The sequence below is a fragment of the Staphylococcus sp. HMSC65H10 genome (assembly GCF_001839185.1).
GTDB lineage: Bacteria > Bacillota > Bacilli > Staphylococcales > Staphylococcaceae > Staphylococcus > Staphylococcus simulans.
Genome location: NZ_KV840428.1, coordinates 1 through 19,122, shown reverse-complemented (window position 1 = coordinate 19,122; position 19,122 = coordinate 1). Strand labels below are relative to the sequence as shown.

The 19,122-nt window shown below is 34.7% G+C and carries 21 protein-coding genes and 2 riboswitches; of the genes, 14 read left to right on the top strand and 7 right to left on the bottom strand.

Annotated features, from left to right (window positions below):
* Positions 1-10 precede the first annotated feature (10 nt).
* Positions 11-1,603 (bottom strand): phosphoenolpyruvate carboxykinase (ATP), encoded by a 1,593-nt coding sequence (gene pckA, locus HMPREF3270_RS13215; protein ID WP_002481257.1) that lies wholly within the window; start codon positions 1,601-1,603, stop codon positions 11-13.
* Positions 1,604-1,764: 161 nt separating this feature from the next.
* Positions 1,765-1,880, top strand: a riboswitch (SAM riboswitch).
* 110 nt (positions 1,881-1,990) lie between these two features.
* Here pckA and metK point away from each other — a divergent pair.
* The 3 genes from metK (at position 1,991) to HMPREF3270_RS13200 (ending at position 5,141) form a co-directional block, all read left to right on the top strand.
* The gene (gene metK / locus HMPREF3270_RS13210; protein ID WP_070848406.1) at positions 1,991-3,187 is read left to right on the top strand and encodes a methionine adenosyltransferase; all 1,197 of its coding nucleotides are present in this window, start codon (positions 1,991-1,993) and stop codon (positions 3,185-3,187) included.
* Positions 3,188-3,283: 96 nt separating this feature from the next.
* The gene (locus HMPREF3270_RS13205; protein WP_002481255.1) at positions 3,284-4,183 is read left to right on the top strand and encodes an NERD domain-containing protein; all 900 of its coding nucleotides are present in this window, start codon (positions 3,284-3,286) and stop codon (positions 4,181-4,183) included.
* A gap of 121 nt (positions 4,184-4,304) precedes the next feature.
* Positions 4,305-5,141 (top strand): aldo/keto reductase, encoded by an 837-nt coding sequence (locus HMPREF3270_RS13200; protein WP_070848405.1) that lies wholly within the window; start codon positions 4,305-4,307, stop codon positions 5,139-5,141.
* 51 nt (positions 5,142-5,192) lie between these two features.
* Here HMPREF3270_RS13200 and HMPREF3270_RS13195 read toward each other — a convergent pair whose 3' ends face one another.
* Genes HMPREF3270_RS13195 through HMPREF3270_RS13185 form a run of 3 tightly spaced genes read right to left on the bottom strand, consistent with a single transcriptional unit; the run spans position 5,193 to position 6,279 of the window.
* Positions 5,193-5,546: a fluoride efflux transporter FluC gene (locus HMPREF3270_RS13195; RefSeq protein WP_070848404.1), complete on the bottom strand. Its 354-nt coding sequence runs from the start codon at positions 5,544-5,546 to the stop codon at positions 5,193-5,195.
* Positions 5,539-5,910: a fluoride efflux transporter CrcB gene (gene crcB, locus HMPREF3270_RS13190; RefSeq protein WP_060804834.1), complete on the bottom strand. Its 372-nt coding sequence runs from the start codon at positions 5,908-5,910 to the stop codon at positions 5,539-5,541. The genes HMPREF3270_RS13195 and crcB overlap by 8 nt, the downstream gene beginning before the upstream one ends.
* 60 nt (positions 5,911-5,970) lie before the next feature.
* On the bottom strand, positions 5,971-6,279 hold the full coding sequence (locus tag HMPREF3270_RS13185; protein WP_070848403.1) for a hypothetical protein: 309 nt from the start codon (positions 6,277-6,279) through the stop codon (positions 5,971-5,973).
* A 186-nt stretch (positions 6,280-6,465) separates the two neighbouring features.
* Here HMPREF3270_RS13185 and HMPREF3270_RS13180 point away from each other — a divergent pair, with 186 nt between their 5' ends.
* Both HMPREF3270_RS13180 and HMPREF3270_RS13175 read left to right on the top strand, forming a co-directional pair.
* A complete protein-coding gene (locus HMPREF3270_RS13180) occupies positions 6,466-7,182 on the top strand; it encodes a transaldolase (protein WP_002481250.1) in 717 nt (238 codons plus the stop codon).
* 140 nt (positions 7,183-7,322) lie between these two features.
* Entirely contained in the window at positions 7,323-7,784 is a 462-nt protein-coding gene (locus HMPREF3270_RS13175; RefSeq protein ID WP_023016003.1) for a hypothetical protein, read from the top strand.
* On the opposite strand, the gene HMPREF3270_RS13170 is transcribed toward HMPREF3270_RS13175, so the two are convergent.
* Complete coding sequence (locus HMPREF3270_RS13170; protein ID WP_070848402.1) at positions 7,759-8,199, bottom strand: hypothetical protein; 441 nt, start codon at positions 8,197-8,199, stop codon at positions 7,759-7,761. The genes HMPREF3270_RS13175 and HMPREF3270_RS13170 overlap by 26 nt on opposite strands.
* Positions 8,199-8,696, bottom strand: coding sequence for a sigma factor (locus tag HMPREF3270_RS13165; RefSeq protein ID WP_070848401.1), 498 nt, complete (start codon positions 8,694-8,696; stop codon positions 8,199-8,201). Before HMPREF3270_RS13165 ends, HMPREF3270_RS13170 begins: the two co-directional genes overlap by 1 nt.
* Before the next feature lie 204 nt (positions 8,697-8,900).
* Here HMPREF3270_RS13165 and HMPREF3270_RS13160 point away from each other — a divergent pair, with 204 nt between their 5' ends.
* The 7 genes from HMPREF3270_RS13160 to ribE all read left to right on the top strand — a co-directional run bounded on the left by HMPREF3270_RS13160 (position 8,901) and on the right by ribE (position 15,761).
* On the top strand, positions 8,901-9,122 hold the full coding sequence (locus HMPREF3270_RS13160; protein ID WP_023016000.1) for a hypothetical protein: 222 nt from the start codon (positions 8,901-8,903) through the stop codon (positions 9,120-9,122).
* Positions 9,123-9,521: 399 nt separating this feature from the next.
* A complete protein-coding gene (locus tag HMPREF3270_RS13155) occupies positions 9,522-10,367 on the top strand; it encodes a peptidoglycan release complex glucosaminidase SagB (protein WP_002481245.1) in 846 nt (281 codons plus the stop codon).
* Positions 10,368-10,508: 141 nt separating this feature from the next.
* Positions 10,509-11,990: an FAD/NAD(P)-binding protein gene (locus HMPREF3270_RS13150; RefSeq protein WP_002481244.1), complete on the top strand. Its 1,482-nt coding sequence runs from the start codon at positions 10,509-10,511 to the stop codon at positions 11,988-11,990.
* Positions 11,991-12,084: 94 nt separating this feature from the next.
* A riboswitch (FMN riboswitch) is annotated at positions 12,085-12,221 on the top strand.
* Between the two features lie 162 nt (positions 12,222-12,383).
* Complete coding sequence (ribD, locus tag HMPREF3270_RS13145) at positions 12,384-13,433, top strand: bifunctional diaminohydroxyphosphoribosylaminopyrimidine deaminase/5-amino-6-(5-phosphoribosylamino)uracil reductase RibD (RefSeq protein ID WP_070848400.1); 1,050 nt, start codon at positions 12,384-12,386, stop codon at positions 13,431-13,433.
* A 4-nt stretch (positions 13,434-13,437) separates the two neighbouring features.
* Positions 13,438-14,070 carry a riboflavin synthase gene (locus HMPREF3270_RS13140; RefSeq protein ID WP_070848399.1) on the top strand — a complete coding sequence of 211 codons (633 nt, stop codon included), beginning with the start codon at positions 13,438-13,440 and terminating at the stop codon, positions 14,068-14,070.
* Between the two features lie 15 nt (positions 14,071-14,085).
* Positions 14,086-15,267 (top strand): bifunctional 3,4-dihydroxy-2-butanone-4-phosphate synthase/GTP cyclohydrolase II, encoded by a 1,182-nt coding sequence (locus HMPREF3270_RS13135; RefSeq protein ID WP_070848398.1) that lies wholly within the window; start codon positions 14,086-14,088, stop codon positions 15,265-15,267.
* A gap of 32 nt (positions 15,268-15,299) precedes the next feature.
* Positions 15,300-15,761: a 6,7-dimethyl-8-ribityllumazine synthase gene (gene ribE, locus HMPREF3270_RS13130; protein ID WP_070626312.1), complete on the top strand. Its 462-nt coding sequence runs from the start codon at positions 15,300-15,302 to the stop codon at positions 15,759-15,761.
* A gap of 73 nt (positions 15,762-15,834) precedes the next feature.
* Here ribE and HMPREF3270_RS13125 read toward each other — a convergent pair whose 3' ends face one another.
* Entirely contained in the window at positions 15,835-16,830 is a 996-nt protein-coding gene (locus HMPREF3270_RS13125) for a proline dehydrogenase family protein (protein ID WP_070848397.1), read from the bottom strand.
* Positions 16,831-17,091: 261 nt separating this feature from the next.
* Between HMPREF3270_RS13125 and HMPREF3270_RS13120 the strand changes: the two genes are divergently transcribed.
* Both HMPREF3270_RS13120 and HMPREF3270_RS13115 read left to right on the top strand, forming a co-directional pair.
* Complete coding sequence (locus tag HMPREF3270_RS13120) at positions 17,092-17,922, top strand: alpha/beta fold hydrolase (protein ID WP_002481238.1); 831 nt, start codon at positions 17,092-17,094, stop codon at positions 17,920-17,922.
* Between the two features lie 176 nt (positions 17,923-18,098).
* Positions 18,099-19,055: an L-lactate dehydrogenase gene (locus HMPREF3270_RS13115; RefSeq protein ID WP_002481237.1), complete on the top strand. Its 957-nt coding sequence runs from the start codon at positions 18,099-18,101 to the stop codon at positions 19,053-19,055.
* Positions 19,056-19,122: the final 67 nt, after the last annotated feature.

The following is a 19,122-nucleotide window of genomic DNA, read 5'->3' as shown; positions in this document are numbered from 1 at the left end:
CTATATTTAATTAGGCTTGGAATCCGCCTTTTTCAGCGATTTCATCGTTCTCTTCACCGAATTTCTTAAAGTTTTCAACGAAACGTGATTTCAAGTCTTCAGCTTGTTCACGGTATGCGTCTTTATCACTCCAAGCGTTGATTGGTTGTAGAATTGAATTTGGTACATCTTCAATTTCAGTTGGAATACTTAAACCGAATGCTTCATCTTTTTCGAATGCAGCATCTTTTAAGTCGCCTTTAATCGCAGCGTCTACCATGCGACGTGTATATTTAAGGCTGATTCGACGACCTACGCCGTATTTTCCACCAGTCCAGCCTGTATTCACTAAGTAAACATCCACATCGTGTTTATCGATTAATTCACCTAATAATTCTGCATAAACTTTAGGGTTTAATGGCAAGAACGGTGCACCAAAGCAAGTTGAGAATGAAGGAACTGGTTCGGTAATACCACGTTCAGTACCTGCAAGCTTAGATGTGAAACCACTTAAGAAGTGATACAGTGCTTGTGCTTTGTTTAATTTAGAGATTGGCGGTAACACACCAAATGCATCTGCAGTAAGGAAGATGATTGTATTTGGGTGTGCAGCTTTAGATGGTTTAGCAATGTTTTTAATGTAATCAATCGGATAAGCAGCACGTGTATTTTCAGTGTGCTCGTTATCATCGAAATCAACTGAACCATCATCAGCAACGACTACGTTTTCTAAAATTGTACCGTAGCGGATTGCGTTGAAAATTTCAGGTTCTTTCGTTTTTGAAAGGTTGATTGCTTTAGCGTAGCAGCCGCCTTCAATGTTGAAAATACCATTTTGGTTCCAACCGTGTTCATCATCTCCGATTAATTTACGGTCAGGTGCTGCAGATAATGTTGTTTTACCAGTTCCTGATAAACCAAAGAATAAAGCAACATCACCTTTTTCGCCAACGTTGGCTGAGCAATGCATACTCATGATGTCTTGTTGTGGTAATAAATAGTTCATGACTGAGAAAATACCTTTTTTCATTTCACCCGCATATTCAGTTCCTCCGATTAAGATAACGCGGTGTTTGAATGAAACAATCACGAATGTTTCTGATTTTGTACCATCTACTTCAGGATTAGCTTTGAAGTGTGGTGCTGAAACAATTGTGAAGTTTGGTTTGATTTTTTGAGCTTCTTCTTTTGAAGAAGGGCGGATGAACATATTTTTCGCGAATAAATTATGCCATGCCATTTCGTTCACTACTGTTAAACGTAGTTGTGTATCTTCGTCGCTGCCTGCATAACCATTGAAGACATAAAGTTCATCTTTTTGATCTAAATAGTCTAAAACTTTGTCGTAAAGTCTTAAGAATGTATCTTCTTCAATAGGTTGGTTGATTGAACCCCAGTCAATCGTATCTCTATAAGAAGGTTCATTTACAATAAATTTGTCTTTAGGTGAACGTCCAGTGTATTGACCTGTCAGTGCATTGATAGCCCCAAGCTCTGTCAGTTCCCCTTCGTTGTTGTCCAGAATCTTGTTGTACAATTGTGTAGTTGTGAGTTGGAAAAGTGATGAAGACTTTCCAATCAAATGATCCAACTTATTACGGTTAGTTTGTGCATCTACTGCCATTTTAAAAACCCCTCCAGCGCGTAAGTATTGTTAATAATTGTAAGCCTTTACATTTTCATAGTATAACATAATATGCCGATTATTCCATAACAGATTTAAGATTTTAGACATATAGAATTGACAAGCCTAAAGAGTTTGGGTAGTATTGTGATTAACGGATTCTCTTATCCTGAGTGGCGGAGGGACATGGACCCAAAGAAGCCCAGCAACCTCTCCTTATCGGAGAAAGGTGCCAAACCGTTTGCAAATGTCATTAAAGATGTTTGAACGATAAGAGCGAAAGGACGTTTAAGGGCTTTCTCTCTATGTTTATATAGTTTGAAAGTCCTTTTTTATTTGAGCTCGTAGATAGAGAATTTTCGTAATCAAAATCAAAAGGAGTCAGTTATGTCGAATAATAGAAAATTGTTTACGTCAGAATCTGTTACAGAAGGGCATCCTGATAAAATAGCGGACCAAATTTCAGACGCTATTCTGGATGAATTATTAAAGAAAGATCCGGATGCAAGAGTAGCTTGCGAAACAGTAGTCACTACGGGAATGGCTATGATTGTCGGAGAAATTTCTACAGCAACTTATGTTGATTTTCCTAAGGTTGTCCGTGATACAGTAGCAGAAATCGGTTATACGAGAGCGAAATATGGTTATGATAGTCAAACAATGGCTGTGATGTCAGCAATTGATGAGCAATCACCAGATATCGCACAAGCAGTAGACACTGCTTTAGAATATAGAAATGAAATTACGGAAGAGGAAATTGAAAGTACAGGTGCAGGTGACCAAGGTTTAATGTTTGGTTATGCGACGAATGAAACAGATACGTATATGCCGACACCTATTTACTTCTCACACCAACTTGCGAAACGTTTATCAGATGTCAGAAAAGATGGTACATTAACTTACTTAAGACCAGACGGTAAAGTGCAAGTTACTGTTGAGTATGATGAAAATGATAAACCAGTACGTATTGATACGATTGTTATTTCAACACAACATGCTGAAGATGCGTCATTAGATCAAATTCAACGTGATATCAGAACACATGTGATTGATCCAATCGTACCAGCTGAGTTATTAGATGAAGAAACTAAATTTTTCATTAACCCGACAGGTCGTTTTGTGATTGGCGGACCTCAAGGTGACGCTGGTTTAACAGGACGTAAGATTATTGTAGATACTTATGGTGGTCTTGCACGTCATGGCGGTGGTTGCTTCAGTGGTAAAGATCCTACAAAAGTAGACCGTTCAGCAGCATATGCAGCACGTTATGTGGCTAAAAATATTGTTGCAGCAGGATTAGCAGATAAATGTGAAGTACAACTTGCATACGCTATCGGTGTAGCAGAACCTGTATCTATTTCAATTGATACATTTGGAACTGGTAAAGTTTCTGAAGGACAATTGGTAGAAGCGGTAAGAGCTAACTTTGACTTGCGTCCAGCAGGTATCATTAAAATGTTAGACTTAAAACGTCCTATTTATAAACAAACAGCAGCTTATGGTCACTTTGGCCGTACGGATGTTGCTTTACCATGGGAACGTGTAGATAAAGTAGATGCATTAAAAGAAGCTGTTCAAGCATAACTATACAGTTTTTGAATTTGTGACATTTTATTATCGATACATTCGATATTTTCCTTTATAATTGGGAGTAAGATATGTAAAGGAGCGGAATATGTTATGGGACCATTAGAAATTGGTTTGATTGCAGCAATTGTCGTCGCTGTTATCTTCTTTGTCTTATTCTTAGTTGTCTTAAACAGTAAGAAAAAGGCTAAGTTGAAAGCAGAGGAACAATATGAGGCAAAAGAAAGAAGTATAAAAGAAAATTATGAAGACGAGCTTGAAAAAGAACGCGTCGAACATAAAAAAGCGGTCACAAAACAACGCGCTGATTTCGATGAAACAGTGACAGCAAAAGATCGTGAAATCGATGCGCTGAAGCTCTTCTCGAAAAATCATAGTGAGTATGTGACAGACATGCGTTTAATCGGTATCAGAGATCGTTTGGTTAAAGAAAAACGTATTCGACCAGAAGATATGCATATTATGGCGAATATCTTCTTACCTAAAAATGATTTTAATGCGATTGATCGTATCAGTCATTTAGTCTTAACACGTACAGGCTTATACATTATCGATTCTCAATTACTTAAAGGACATGTTTATAATGGCATCAGTCAAGAACAATTCGGTACATTACCAACCATTGAACAAGTCTTTGATGTGTTGGATTTAGATAAACGTCATCCTCAAACATTAGTGTTAGATGAAAATGATGATAAGCAATCAGCTTCATTTGTAAACTACTCAAATCAATTAAAAGAAGTTGAGCACTTAGCAGATACATTGAAGCGCGAATTGAATTTGAAATATACACCAATGGCATTACTTTATTTCAATCCTAAAAATGAAGGTGCAGTGACAATTTCAAATTACGCACAAACAACAAATACTAAAGTACTAGTTGGACCAGAACAATTAGATGAATACTTTAATAAATTCGTTTTCCATGGACGTATTCAATATAATGTTGAAGACTTACAACGTGTTATGGAAGAAATTGAATCATTTAATTAATACAATATGCACTGTTGACTGTAATTTTACAGTTAGCAGTGCATTTTTAATTCAAAATGTTTTACAGTTTTATTCATTGTGCATAGCATAAAGGTAAAGCAACAATGCAAGGAGAGAGAAAATGAATACATTTACGCTATATAATGGGCAAATGATGCCACAATTGGGACTTGGCACATATAGAATTGATAATAATGATGAATTAGCACAACGAGTATCATTTGCGATAGAACACGGTTATCGCAGTATAGATACAGCTGCACGCTATGGAAATGAAGAAAAAGTAGGAGAAGGCATTAAAAAGGGTATTCAAGCTGCTGGCATACAACGCTCAGATTTATTCATTACCTCAAAACTATGGTTAGATGATTACGGCAGAATGAATGTAGAAGAAGCTTATCAACGAACTTTAGATAAACTTGATTTAGATTATTTAGATTTATATTTAATGCATTGGCCTGGCTCTAATGAAGAAGAAATGATTGATACATGGAAAGGCATGGAAGATTTATTAAAACAAAATAAAGTTAAAAATATTGGTGTCAGCAACTTTCAACCGCATCATTTAGAAAGTTTGTTGTCACATGCATCGATCAAACCAGTGATTAATCAAATAGAATTTCATCCTTATTTAACACAAAATGATTTAAGGATGTATCTTAAAGCGCAACGTATTCAAGCAGAAGCTTGGTCACCATTTATGAATGGAGACATCTTAAAAGATGAAACAATTCAAGCTATCGCTGAAGAAGTAGAGAAGTCGCCTGCGCAAGTTGTATTGAGATGGCATATTCAACATGATGTTATTGTGATTCCTAAATCCATTACACCTTCACGCATTAAAGAAAATATCAACGTGTTTGACTTTGAGCTTTCCGACGACCAAATGAAACGCATAGATCAATTAAATCAAAATAAAAGTATAGACTCAGATGTACCATCTTATAAATCATATTAATCAAAAAGAAGCGTTACCCTTTACAGTGAGTTGTAAAAGGTAACGCTTCTTTTATGCGATAACATAACCGATTAGGCATGCGATAAAGCATAATCCATATTGTAAAAAGCTATACGCAATAAAAAGCATACGTTGTGACTTAGTGGTCAACATATTGGTTAATTCCAGTGATAGGGTAGAGAAAGTAGTTAAACCGCCTAAAAATCCTACAATAATCAATGGAGACAACCAAGCTTGTGCAATTGCGATACCTGATAGCAAGCTGATTAAGAAACTGCCTACTAAGTTGACAATAAGCGTTGCTACTGGCAGCTGAGTAGATAGTTTTGAACAACTATTTGTGACAGCTGCACGGACTAGAGCGCCTAAACCGCCACCAAGCATTACTAATAAAAGGTTACTCATGACTTAAGGCACCTCCAGCTTTACTACCGATATAGCATACTGCTAAACCAAGAATATAGCTTGAAATCGCGTAGACAAAAAGTAAAATATATTGCTGATGTTCAAACATTTTTACCAGTTCAAATTGAAATGTAGAGAACGTGGTTAATGCACCTAAAAATCCAGTTGTAATTCCTTTTTTGAGTAAAGGATTAGATTTAAAAGTTTGAATCACCAAGGCGGAGACTAAACCCATAAAAAAGGCGCCCGCTAAGTTAGCAATAAAAGTGCCAATCGGAAACCCTTGGCCATGATTTAATTGTGAAAAGATAAATCGCAGCAAGGCACCTAGTGCGCCTCCTACGAACACATATAAATACTGCAAAATATCGCCTCGTTACATTTTTAATATATAAATAATGCTACTGTTATAGTGGGTTGTCAATTAAAATTTAATCATACCAAATGAGATTAAAGAAGTAACGATATGAATAACAATCACTATAAATAAGATGATAGGTAACATTTTACTGGCTTTACGAATCCAATCTGTACGTTCTTTTGAATGTTTAATAGATTTATCTGCTAAAATGATCGCAATAATTAGGATAATTGCATTAACAACACTGCTTGTAATTATTTTTTTCGCAGTTGAATGAAACTGCTCGTTTAACAGTGGATTATACATGTTAAAGTTAAAACTGATGATAATAAGGATTATAGTAAGGTAAAAATAAAGTTTTGACCGTGACATGATGACCTCCGTTTCTGTACATTCTTTTATAATATCATAAAATTTTAGAGGGTTGTGGTTTCTTTTTAAACCTTTATTAACAATTCTGCTGTGAGTTAATCAATCGCGATTTAAACGGGGGAATGTTATAATCAAGTTACTTTAGACAGCATTGAAAGTTAACAGTAATAAGGAGGCACTTATTTTATGGTAAAAGCAGATTTGAATGTAGAAGTATTTGCGGATGGTGCAGATATTGAAGAAATGAAAAAAGCTTACAAAAATAACGAGGTAGACGGTTTCACAACAAACCCGAGCTTAATGGCTAAAGCAGGTGTTACAGATTATAAAGCATTCGCTGAGGAAGCTGTGAAAGAAATTCCAGATGCTTCAATTTCATTTGAAGTATTTGCGGATGATTTAGAAACAATGGAAAAAGAAGCGGAAATTTTAAAACAATATGGTAAAAATGTTTTCGTTAAAATTCCAATTGTGAATACAAAAGGTGAGTCTACAATTCCTTTAATTAAAAGATTATCAGCTGACGGCGTACAATTAAACGTAACTGCAGTATATACTTTAGAACAAGTTAAAGAAATTACAGATGCAGTCACAGAAGGTGTTCCAACTTATGTTTCTGTCTTTGCAGGACGTATTGCGGATACTGGTGTGGATCCATTACCACTAATGAAAGAATCTGTAGAAGTAACACATTCTAAAAAAGGCGTAAAATTATTATGGGCAAGTTGCCGTGAATTATTTAATGTCATTCAAGCAGATGAAATTGGTGCAGATATTATCACATGCCCAGCAGGCGTTATCAGCAAAATTCCAAATATCGGCAGAGATATCAATGAATTATCAGTAGATACTGTTGAAGGATTTGCGAAAGATATTCAAAAATCAGGACTTTCAATTCTATAATTAAATGAGAAATCTAGTATCATGATAATTGATTCTAGTATAAAATAAAGGCAGAAATAATCTTTACCAAGGTATCAGTCCTTATCGTAAAGTTATTTCTGCCTCTTTTTAAAATTTTACTGGGCAGGTGTATAGATGTCGTGAAAAAAGAGCAATTTGAAACAAAAGTAAAAAAGCAACTTTGGTTCCTAAATAAGAAAGAAAAAGATCAGTTGAACCAAGTTTTAAAGGATTTAGAAAACGATCAGACTGATACATTAACTTATAAACAGCCTATCAAGTTTTCAAATCAATTTTTAAGAACGCATATCTTTAAAAAGCGTCATCAAGGGACAGCCTCACTATTCTTAATTATTGTTGGGATGCTACTTATCAATGCATTATTACTAGGTTTATTTTTATTTGGTTTACTAACGAGTTTAAGTGTCGTTCAATATTTTGTAAATCCACAAGTCGATTTATCACTTGTACAATTAGCATTAATTCTAATAGGTGGCATTATATCGTTGATCGTCGCAAGTATTTTAATGAAAATCGTTACAGCATTCTTTACAAAAAAGTTGTTAGAAAATCGCTTTAATCAGCGTCATGAAAAGTCATAAAATGTAAGAAGATACATTCTAACCACTTACGATGCACAAATGAGTAATGGGCGTTTACGACTAACTGCACACCATTTTTAAAGATCAGTCTTGTCGTATAGCGTTCTTGTTTTAGACCTATGATTTCCAAACCATTTACAAAGTATTGGATAGGTGCACGTTTATTCTGTATAGGGAATAAAATGGTTTGTTGATTCACGATTAATGGCAAGTGTTTACGAATATTGAGCATTTGTTTCAATTCATATGATGCATATTTAGATTGAGGTGATTCACGTCTTAATAATGCATTCATATAAGATTTTAATGGTACTTTCGTTAAACCATGAAACATGTTGTAAACACATTCTATTTGGAAAGTGTGATGAGGGTAGAAAGTGAAATATAAAATTCTTGGACGTTCACAAACAACCATTATGACATCTCTCCTTTAAGAAAGTGTTTTAAAGGTGCAAGTTTATGGCGAACTTGCATTTGATACTTTCTGATTGTAGTCGCTGACTTCTTCATCAAAGTTTGTATTTCGAACTGTTTATAACCACATAATTTTAAATTCAACCACATGCGTTCATAGTCATTAAGCAGCAAGTAATATTCAGATGCGATCAACTGCGTGAGATAATTGTAATCTGAGTAATCACTTGTATCTTTAATATCGGAGATGATTGCTTGATTACTCTCTTCTAAAACTTTACTTTTCTTTCTAAATAAATCGATGAGATAGTAGTTCAGCCTTTGAAATAAATAACCGCTCATGCTATTATGAATGGACGTATCAAATTGTCGTAATAATGACCACATTTTGATGGATAAAAGTTGGGCATATTCGTCAATATCATACTTAATATTATATCTTTTTAATAAAGCATAAATGATACCTTGGTGTCGGATGATTAATGTCTCTGTGTTCATCACTCCACACTTTCAATCTTTGTACATAACATATTATTTCTGGTTGGTTTGAGTTTAACGAAGCGGATTAATTCTTTCATTTGCTAAATGTACAAAATAGGTGTTAAATAGAAGGGTAGAATTAAATAATTTAACAAAATAAATTGTAGTTTTCGACATAATAAGCATGATTAAACATAATTTACTAATAGATGGGAGGATTCCATGGATTACGCACACTTGAATTTAGAACACTTTTTCGCACGCCATGATGAATTGGATATGATTAAAGATAGTTCAGATTTTGTAATGATTAATAATATGACAAATGAAATGATGTATCGTGATGGCAAAATTGAAGGTACAATCGATTTGAACCGTTACTACTATAAGAATAGATCAGAAGCAGCTAGTTTTATAATTATGGAGTACAAACGTCCGGAATAATTAAAAACGAAAGCTAGTATTCGCCTGTTTATTACAGAAATGTCTGTAGATAAATAGGCTGTTTTTTATTTGAAGGATGTTATTTTGCACGAATCATGTACTGAGGTTATAGAAATGTTATTGAAAGAATACAGCAATATTACATTCTGACTTCAAGCACGTTCTATGGAATAAGATATGATAGAATGGTGGTTGGATAACTCTAAATTGTGATACACTGCAAAAAGTGTTAAGATTTAGAATCAAAACGAAATAATTTTTAAGTGTTATAAAACCGTAGGAACTATGGGGATAGCTCGGTAGGAAATAAATCAGTCATCATGAATGCGCCGAGAAGCTTCAACACCGTGTTACATAGTGTTAAGCAGTTCACTTTAACTTGACCTAAGAGGTGTAATTATGACGAAACACAAGAAAGGCTCTATCTTCGCAATTATAGGGCTGCTTGTTATTTTGGCTGTGACAGGTTATATTTTCTTTTCTATGATTTCCGACCAAATATTGTTTAAACATGTTAAAAAAGAAGAAACAGTTGAACATTTGGACGTAACTCTGAATCAAGCAGCTAAAAAACAAATTAATAACTATACAAGCCAACAAGTTTCCGACAAAAATGATAGATGGCATGATGCTACAGGAACAGAGATCAAGAAAGCCATGGACAGTGAAAAATTTATCGATGATAAAACTCAAAAGTATCAATTCTTAGATTTATCTAAATATCAAGGTATCGATAAAAATAGAATCAAACGTATGCTTGCTGACAGACCTACATTATTAGCACATACTGAAGACTTTATTCATGCAGCTAAAAAACGACAAGTAAATGAAGTATACTTAATTTCACATGCTATCTTGGAAACAGGTGCTGTAAAAAGTGAATTATCAAAAGGTGTAGAAATTGATGGTAAAAAATACTACAACTTCTATGGTGTCGGCGCATTAGATGAAGACCCGATTAAAACGGGTGCTGAATATGCTAAAAAGCATGGTTGGGATACACCAGAAAAAGCGATTGATGGTGGTGCAGAATTTATTCATAAGCACTTCTTATCAAATCCAGATCAAAATACGTTATATAGTATGAGATGGAATCCTAAGAATCCTGGTGAACACCAATATGCAACAGATATCAAATGGGCAGAAAGCAACGCATCACTTATTGCAGATTTCTATAAAAAGATTAATACTGAAGGTAAATACTACAAGTTATTTGTTTATAAAGATGACAAAGAACATCAATAATAATTCAATATAATATATAGTTTAAAGCGAAATGATTAAATGAATGTGATTTAATTGTTTCGCTTTATTTTTGTTTGTTGCATAATAGAAGGTGAAGCAATAAACAGGGTAGTTATGTAGGAAGAGTAGGAGGTTATTTGTATGCGTGTTGCAATAATCGGAATGGGCACTGCAGGTGTCAGTATTTTAAGACAATTAGAACAACACCCATATTTCAAAGAACTAGACATTGATGTTTATGACAATGCTAAAAATATGGGACAAGGTGTACCATTTCAAAATGACAGCTCACAATTACTAATTAATTTACCAAGTAAGGATATGTCATTAAATTCTAAAGATCAGGAAGAATTCTATCGTTGGTATCAACAACAAAATGATTTTAAATTTGAGAATGCGACTTATTTACCAAGATTTGTCTTTGGACATTATATGAAAAGTTACCTCGATAAATTTAATGACATGTATGACAATATTCATATTATTACTGAAAAAGCGACTGAAATGTACTTGGAAAAGGGTTTTGAAAAAGATGCGCATATTCAATACTTTATTTGTACCAATCATGAACAAGAGGCATGTCGTCAATATGACTATGTCTTTTTGACAGTCGGTACGATGGCGTATCATGACCCATACCAGTTAAAAGGATTAAAAGGATTTATTAAATCACCTTATCCCACATATGAAACATTAAATACAGTGGAAGATACGGATGATATCGCAGTAATCGGAACAGGTTTATCTAGTCTGGATGTTATTCGTTATGTTGTGAAGCATCATCCTAACTTACCATTGACGGCTGTGAGTCGACGTGGAGAGTTGCCGAGTGTCAGAGGAGAAATGCCAGAAATTACATTAAAGTATCTAACTAAAGAAAACTTTAATCAGATTATTAAATCTCATTTTGGTGTAGTTCCACTAGAGACTGCTATTCATCTCTTTAAGCAAGAGTGTGAGGATTTGAATATCCCGCTTCAACAGCTTATCAATAGAAAAGTCGGCGACCCAATTAAAGATTTAAAATATGATTTAGCTCACCCAGAAATATTAGGTGTATTCCAAAGTTTATTAGAAACGATAAAAGAAAATATGAACTGGATTTGGAATAGTTTAAGCATTGAAGATCAAAGGGAGTTTATGAAACGCTACATGCCGATTTTAAAAGCGAATTCCAACCCAATGCCGCCACGCACAGCACGTTTGCTTATAGAAGAGATAGAAGCGGGACACTTGTTAATCAAAAAAGATTTAGAAAAAGTTGTACAAGAAAATGATACCTTTGTTTTCAAATATAAAGATTCAAACGAAACTGAACAATATAATGTTGTGATTAATGCGACTGGACCTAGAACACAATTAAAAGATTTAGATGAAGATGACGGCTTTTTAATTGATATTGCGAATAGACAAATTGTGCAAGCGCATCCGATGGGCGGCATTCAAATTGTGCCTGAAACAAATCAAGTCATCAGCCCGAGATACGGAACACTGCCACACTTAATTGCGATTGGTCAGATTACCAATGGCATCAACCAAGCACGAAATGGTGTCAATATGATTGTGCGTCAATCTGTACAAGCGGTTAATAGTTTATATGAATTTCATTCGGAGAATAGATAATCATTAAGTAATAATTATTGTCAGTTAAATTAAAATAAGCTATGATAAATATATGAGCAAAGTATTGCTCGTTCGATTCAGAAACAATTTCATAATATTCTTTCGGGGCAGGGTGCAATTCCCAACCGGCAGTAAAAACATAAGCCTGCGACCTGTACTCTATTTTAGAGTATGGCTGATCTAGTGTGAATCTAGAGCCGACAGTGAAAGTCTGGATGGGAGAAAGAATCAAGACGTCATTAAATATGATTTAAAACGCGTATTTAAGTGAAGTCTAGTTTGTGTTAGCAATTTTTAACATGGGTGGACTCTGTTTAAATACGGTGATGATACATTTTTCCGTTGCCTCTTTAGTTAGGTGACGGAATTTTTTTATTTTAATGAGGTGATTGTTTGAATCGATTTTTACAAAATGCGATTGCATTAGCAAAAATGGCTGAAGGCCAAACGGGTGTGAACCCTGCTGTTGGTTCTGTCGTGGTTAAAGAAGGCAGAATTGTCGGTTTAGGTGCGCATTTAAAACAAGGTGAACGTCATGCGGAAGTACAAGCCTTAGATATGGCAGGTGCAGATGCAGAAGGCGCAACGATTTATGTTTCGCTTGAACCTTGCACACACTTTGGTTCTACACCGCCTTGCGTCAATAAAATCATTGAAGCAGGTATTTCAAAAGTTGTATATGCGATGAAAGATATAACTTTAGATTCACCTGGTGATGAGATTTTAACTGAAGCAGGTATAGAAGTGGAATATCAGCATGATGCACAAGCAGAAGCTATGTATACAGATTTTTTCAAAGCTAAACAAGCACAGATACCTGAAGTAACTTTAAAGGTGAGTGTCAGTTTAGATGGAAAGCAAGCGACAGATAACGGTCAAAGTAAATGGATTTCAAATCCAGGTGTGAAACAGGATGTGTTTAAACATCGAGCAAGACATGATGCTATTCTAACCGGTGCAGGTACTGTACAAGCTGACAATCCGAGTTTAACGGTAAGGTTAGAAGGAGAAAGACAGCCTGTACGTGTGGTGTTAGCGAGAAGCGGTCATTTGGATTTCACACAAACTTTATTTACTGATCAACAGACACCTGTGCTTGTGTATACAGAAAATACACAATTAAAAACAAAAGAGCATGGGTCTAATATTCAAATCATTGTATTAGATGATTGTTCTATTGAAACTATTTTAAAAGATTTATATCAAAGAGGTATCGGCTCAGTCTATGTAGAAGCCGGACCTAAAGTGACTTCACAATTTCTCCAATCACAGTGTGTCCAAACACTGATTATTTACTACGCCCCGAAAGTAATTGGAGGTTCTGGCAAGTATCAGTTTTATCAAACTGACAATGTACTTCCTTTAGAACAAACTCCTCAATTTGAAATTGACCATTCTGAAATCATTGATCAAAATATCAAAGTTGTATTAAGAAAGAAGTGATTTCATGTTTACCGGTATTGTAGAAGAAATCGGTACGGTTGATCGCCTTGTGACAGAACAAAATGTCATAAAACTCTCGATAGCATGTGAAACAATTTTAGAAGATATGCATATCGGCGATTCAATCAGTGTCAATGGTGCATGTTTAACAGTAACTTCCTTTAATCAGAAATCCTTTGATATGAATGTTATCAAAGGTACAGAAAATAAAACGTATCTCAATCAACTGACTAAAGGCAGCTCGGTCAATCTTGAACGCGCTATGCCGAGTCAGGGCAGATTTGGCGGCCATTTTGTGTTAGGTCATGTCGATGAAGTCGGAAAAGTCCTAAAAATCAGACCGTCATCTAATTCTAATATCATGACCATACAATGTCCTAAATCTATTACTGACCAAATGGTTCAACAAGGTTCAATCACGGTTGATGGAACAAGTTTAACGATTTTCAGATTAGCAGAAGGCCAATTTGATATTCATTTAATTCCAGAAACAAAACGCGCAACGATTTTAGGTCAAAAGCGTGTCGGTGATACCGTGCATTTGGAAGCGGATATGTTATTTAAATATGTACAAAAAGCAATTTCAAATCAAAATACTGAATTAACGCCAGATAAATTAGCGCAATTCGGATTCTAAGAGGAGTGTTCAGAAATGCAATTTGATGATATCGAAAGTGCAGTTGAAGCACTAAAACAAGGTGAAAGTATTATTGTTGTGGATAATGAAGACCGAGAAAATGAAGGGGACTTAGTAGCTGTAACGGAATTGATGAATGAAAATACAGTCAATTTTATGGCACGAGAAGCACGTGGTTTAATTTGTGCACCTCTAGTTCCTTCTATCGCACGCTCATTAAATTTAGAGCCGATGGTTAAAGATAACAGCGATGCATTTGGTACAGCATTTACTGAAAGTATTGATCATATCGATACTACGACAGGTATCAGCGCTGCTGAGAGAATGCTGACAGCTAAAGCTTTGATTAATGATGAGAGTACAAGTGCAGATTTTAATCGACCAGGTCATTTATTTCCATTGATTGCTAGAATCGGCGGGGTTCTAGTACGTCCAGGACATACGGAAGCGGCTGTAGATTTAGCAAGTATGACAGGCTCAAAACCAGCAGGTCTCATTTGTGAAATCATGAATGAAGACGGCACAATGGCTAAAGGTGAGCAACTCCAAGCATTTAAAGAAAAACATCAATTAAAAATGATTACTATTGAATCTTTAATTCATTACCGTAAATTGCATGAACAGCACATGCATGCAAAAGCTAAAGTAAAACTACCTACAGATTTCGGTACATTTGATATGTATGGATTTGAATCAGATTATTCACATGATGAAATTGTAGCAATTGTTAAAGGTGACATTCAAAACGTTGAAAATGTACGTATTCATTCATCTTGTCTGACAGGTGATATTTTCCATAGTCAACGTTGTGACTGTGGTGCTCAATTAGAAGCAGCAATGAAATACATCGATGAACACGACGGTATGGTGATTTACTTACCACAAGAAGGTCGAGGCATTGGCTTAATTAATAAACTGAAAGCCTATGAACTGATTGAACAAGGTCACGATACAGTCACTGCGAATTTAGCATTAGGTTTTGAAGAAGATTTACGAGATTATTATCATGCTGCTGAAATTTTAAAACACTTCGGCATTGAAAAAGTGAACTTGTTAAGTAATAACCCAGAAAAATTCAAAGGATTAAAACATTATGGTATTGAAGTTGAAAAGCGAATTGAACTGATTGTACCTGAATGTAGTCACAATCATGATTATATGCAAACGAAAAAAGAAAAAATGGGACACATGATTTAATAAATTTTAACGATATTATTGGAGGAATTAACATGAACTTTGAAGGTAAATTATTAGGTAAAGATTTAAAAATCGGTATTGTTGTGAGTCGTTTTAATGATTTTATTACAGGTCGCTTATTAGAAGGGGCTAAAGATGTATTAGTCCGTCATGAAGTAGAAAATGATAATATTGATGTAGCATATGTACCAGGTGCATTTGAAATTCCACTAGCTGCTAAAAAATTAGCAGAAACAAATAAGTATGATGCAGTGATTACATTGGGTTGTGTCATTCGCGGAGCAACATCTCATTATGATTATGTATGTAATGAAGTTGCAAAAGGCGTATCAAAAGTGAGTGATACAGCAGGCTTGCCAGTAATCTTCGGTGTACTAACAACTGAGACAATTGAACAAGCAATTGAACGAGCAGGTACAAAAGCAGGCAATAAAGGTGCAGAATCAGCAATGGCTGCAATTGAAATGGCAAACTTATTAAAATCAATTCAATAAGTGTTTTTGAATTAAAAATAACAGACAAAAGGCAAGGCCGATAGTGGTCTTGCCTTTTTCATGAATACAGTATTTACTTGCGTTTCTTTAAGCCTTTGAGACCGAAACTTAAACCAATAACTGCAGCAATTGCGCCAGAGCCTACAGCAAGTGTTTTAGGTTTCACAAATTCTTTGACAGCTAAATTTAAATTTTGCGGACGTTCAGCTAAACGTCGCATAAAGTATCCGAACCAATCTTCGCCAAATGGAACATAGATACAGAAATGATAACCGTCTTCGGCAATTTCATAAGCTAACTCTGAACGGAAACCATACAACATTTGAAATTCGAAATTATCACGATCTATGTTGTTCTCTTTAACGAATTTTTTAACATGATCAATGATTTTGTGGTCATGTGTAGCGATAGATGTAAAATTCTTCGCACTTTTCAGTCTTTTTTCGATAAGCTTAATGTAATTCTCATCGATGTCCTCTTTAGTTTGGTAGGCGATAGACGCATTTTCTTTATAAGCACCTTTGACTAAACGTAATCGAATGTGCGGGTAATTTTCAATCATATTGTCGGCTGAATATAAATAAGCTTGAACTACTGTTCCGATGTTATCATAATCTTTTGATAATTCATCCAATACGTAGAGGATATTTGATAAGCCTGCATATTTCTCGGTATCAATATTGATATGAATATTACCAAGTGACTTTGATTTTTCTACAATTTCTCTTAAGTTCTGTTCTGCCAAATCTACATCGAACTCTGCGCCTAATTGACTGATTTTAAGAGAAATATGTGCGTCTAAATCGTTGTCGTAAATTGCTTGTAGTACAGTTAAAATAATTTTCTTTTCTTTAATACTTTGTTCTTTTGAATCTACAAATTCACCAAGACAATCGACAGTCACCGTAATCCCCTTGTCATTAAGTGTTTGGATTGTCTTAATAACTTCATCAATCGAGTTACCAACAACTACTTTACTGGCACCTAACATAGGTCCGTATTTTCGTGCTGCTTGGTTCAAAAAAGTGTTATTTGATAAACTGATAAAAAAATCTTTGACTAATGGCATGTAAATTCCTCCCATACAACTCTGTTAAAAATAGTGTATCATGTTTCATAAATGTATGAAAACGTTAACAATATACAAATATACTTATTTATTTATAAATAACACTAATAGTAAATTATGTAATTGATATGAGAAAAGAACACAATACTAAAAAGGTTATCCTTAATTCAGTTGAGTATATATATCAGTTCTAAATAGATTTTAATCGGTTCGTTTTGATACAATAATAGTAATTAATTCAGTAGAAGGGTAGTCGTTGATATGTGGAAGTGGGAAACAGAAAGTGAAGCAAAAGGTGTCATAGTTATTGCTCATAATATATTAGAACATACAGGCAGATATGCCTATGTGATTACATCACTCAGACGAAATGGATATCATGTGATTATGGGTGATTTGCCTGGACAAGGCCAAACTTCAAGATCTAATAAAGGTCAAATCGACAACTTTGAAGTCTATCACGAACATATCTTGGAATGGTTGAGAATAGCGAGTGAATATAAATTACCTACATTTTTAATGGGTGTCGGCTTAGGCGGTTTGATTACATTAAATTTAATGGAAAGAACTGAGTTGCCGATTGAAGGTATTATTTTACTTTCGCCATTAGTTGCGTTTAAGACAAATGCTAAAACACGCAAAAATCTATTTACATCTAATATTGGTGCAGGCGTTAAAGATATGCGCTTTAATGTAGGCATTGAACCAGAGCATTTAACAAGAAATGAAGAAGTTATAAGAGAAACTAAAGAAGATGGTTTGATGCTGACAAAAGTATCTTACCATTGGTATAAAGAAGTTGTTCATGTCATGAAAAAGACTTTAGAACATTTAGAAGACATCCAAAGTATCCCAATGTGCTTAATGTATGGGAAAGAAGATCAAATTTTAGACACCGATGCGATTGTAGAAATCAAAAAACGTGTAAAAACAGACGAACTTTATTATAAAGCATGGGAAGGACTCTACCATGAAATTCATAATGAACCAGAGCGTCCGTTAGTCATGCGTTATATCCTTAGTTATTTAAATAACAAAGTCAATGCATTAGGTTTTATACCAAATGACATTGATGATCAAATTGAAATTTAATCAAAAAGGCGCTGTAATAACCTTCATCATTACAGCGTCTTTTGTATTGTCGGTAAATGTTTACAATGTGTAAAATTTCCAAGCATTTCGCATTGATTTTATAGGCTGAAATTGGTATCTTGTATATGTGAAATAAATCACATAGAAGCGATTCTAAATTGGAGAGGGTAAGTAATATGAGTAATGTAAAAGCGAATAAAGTAGTTTTAGTAGGCGATGGTGCAGTAGGTTCTAGTTATGCATTCGCTATGGTAGCACAAGGTGTTGCTGATCAATTAGTAATTATTGATTTAGTAGAAGAAAAAGTAAAAGGCGATGTACTAGACTTAAACCATGGTATGCCTTATGGTGAATCACCATCTATCGTTACAGCAGGTTCATATGCTGATTGTTCAGATGCTGATTTAGTTGTTATCACTGCAGGTGCACCCCAAAAACCTGGTGAAACACGCTTAGATTTAGTAGAAAAAAATACTAAAATCTTCAAATCAATTGTGGGTCAAATTATGGACAGCGGTTTTGATGGTATTTTCTTAATTGCTGCTAACCCAGTAGATGTGCTTACTTATGTCACTAAAAAAGTTTCTGGTTTACCAAAAGAACGTGTTATCGGTTCTGGTACAATTCTAGATACAGCACGTTTCAAATATGAATTAGGTGCAGAATTTGGTGTAGCACCTGAAAGTGTTAATGCTAGCATTATTGGTGAACATGGTGATTCAGAATTAGCAGTATGGTCACAAGCAAGTATTGCAGGTCAAAATTTATATGACATTTTAAATGGTGATCCTGAACGTGCAAAACGTATTGAAGAAATCTTCTTAAATACACGTGATGCAGCTTATGACATCATTAAAGCTAAAGGCGCAACTTATTATGGTATCGCAATGGGCTTATTACACATTTCTAAAGCCATTTTACGTAACCAAAATCTTGTATTAACAGTTTCAAGTTACTTAGAAGGTGAATACGGTCATAAAGATGTTTACATCGGTGTACCGACACTTGTAAACCGTGCAGGTGCAGTGAAAATTTATGAAACACCTTTAAATGAAAGAGAAACTAAAGAGTTTAGCCACTCTGTAGAAGTATTAAAAGAAACAACTAAAAGTGTAGATAAATTATTTAACTAAGTTTAAATACAACAAGAGCAGCTATCGCATTATGTGATATGCTCCCCCTATAGTAGACACTAAAAAA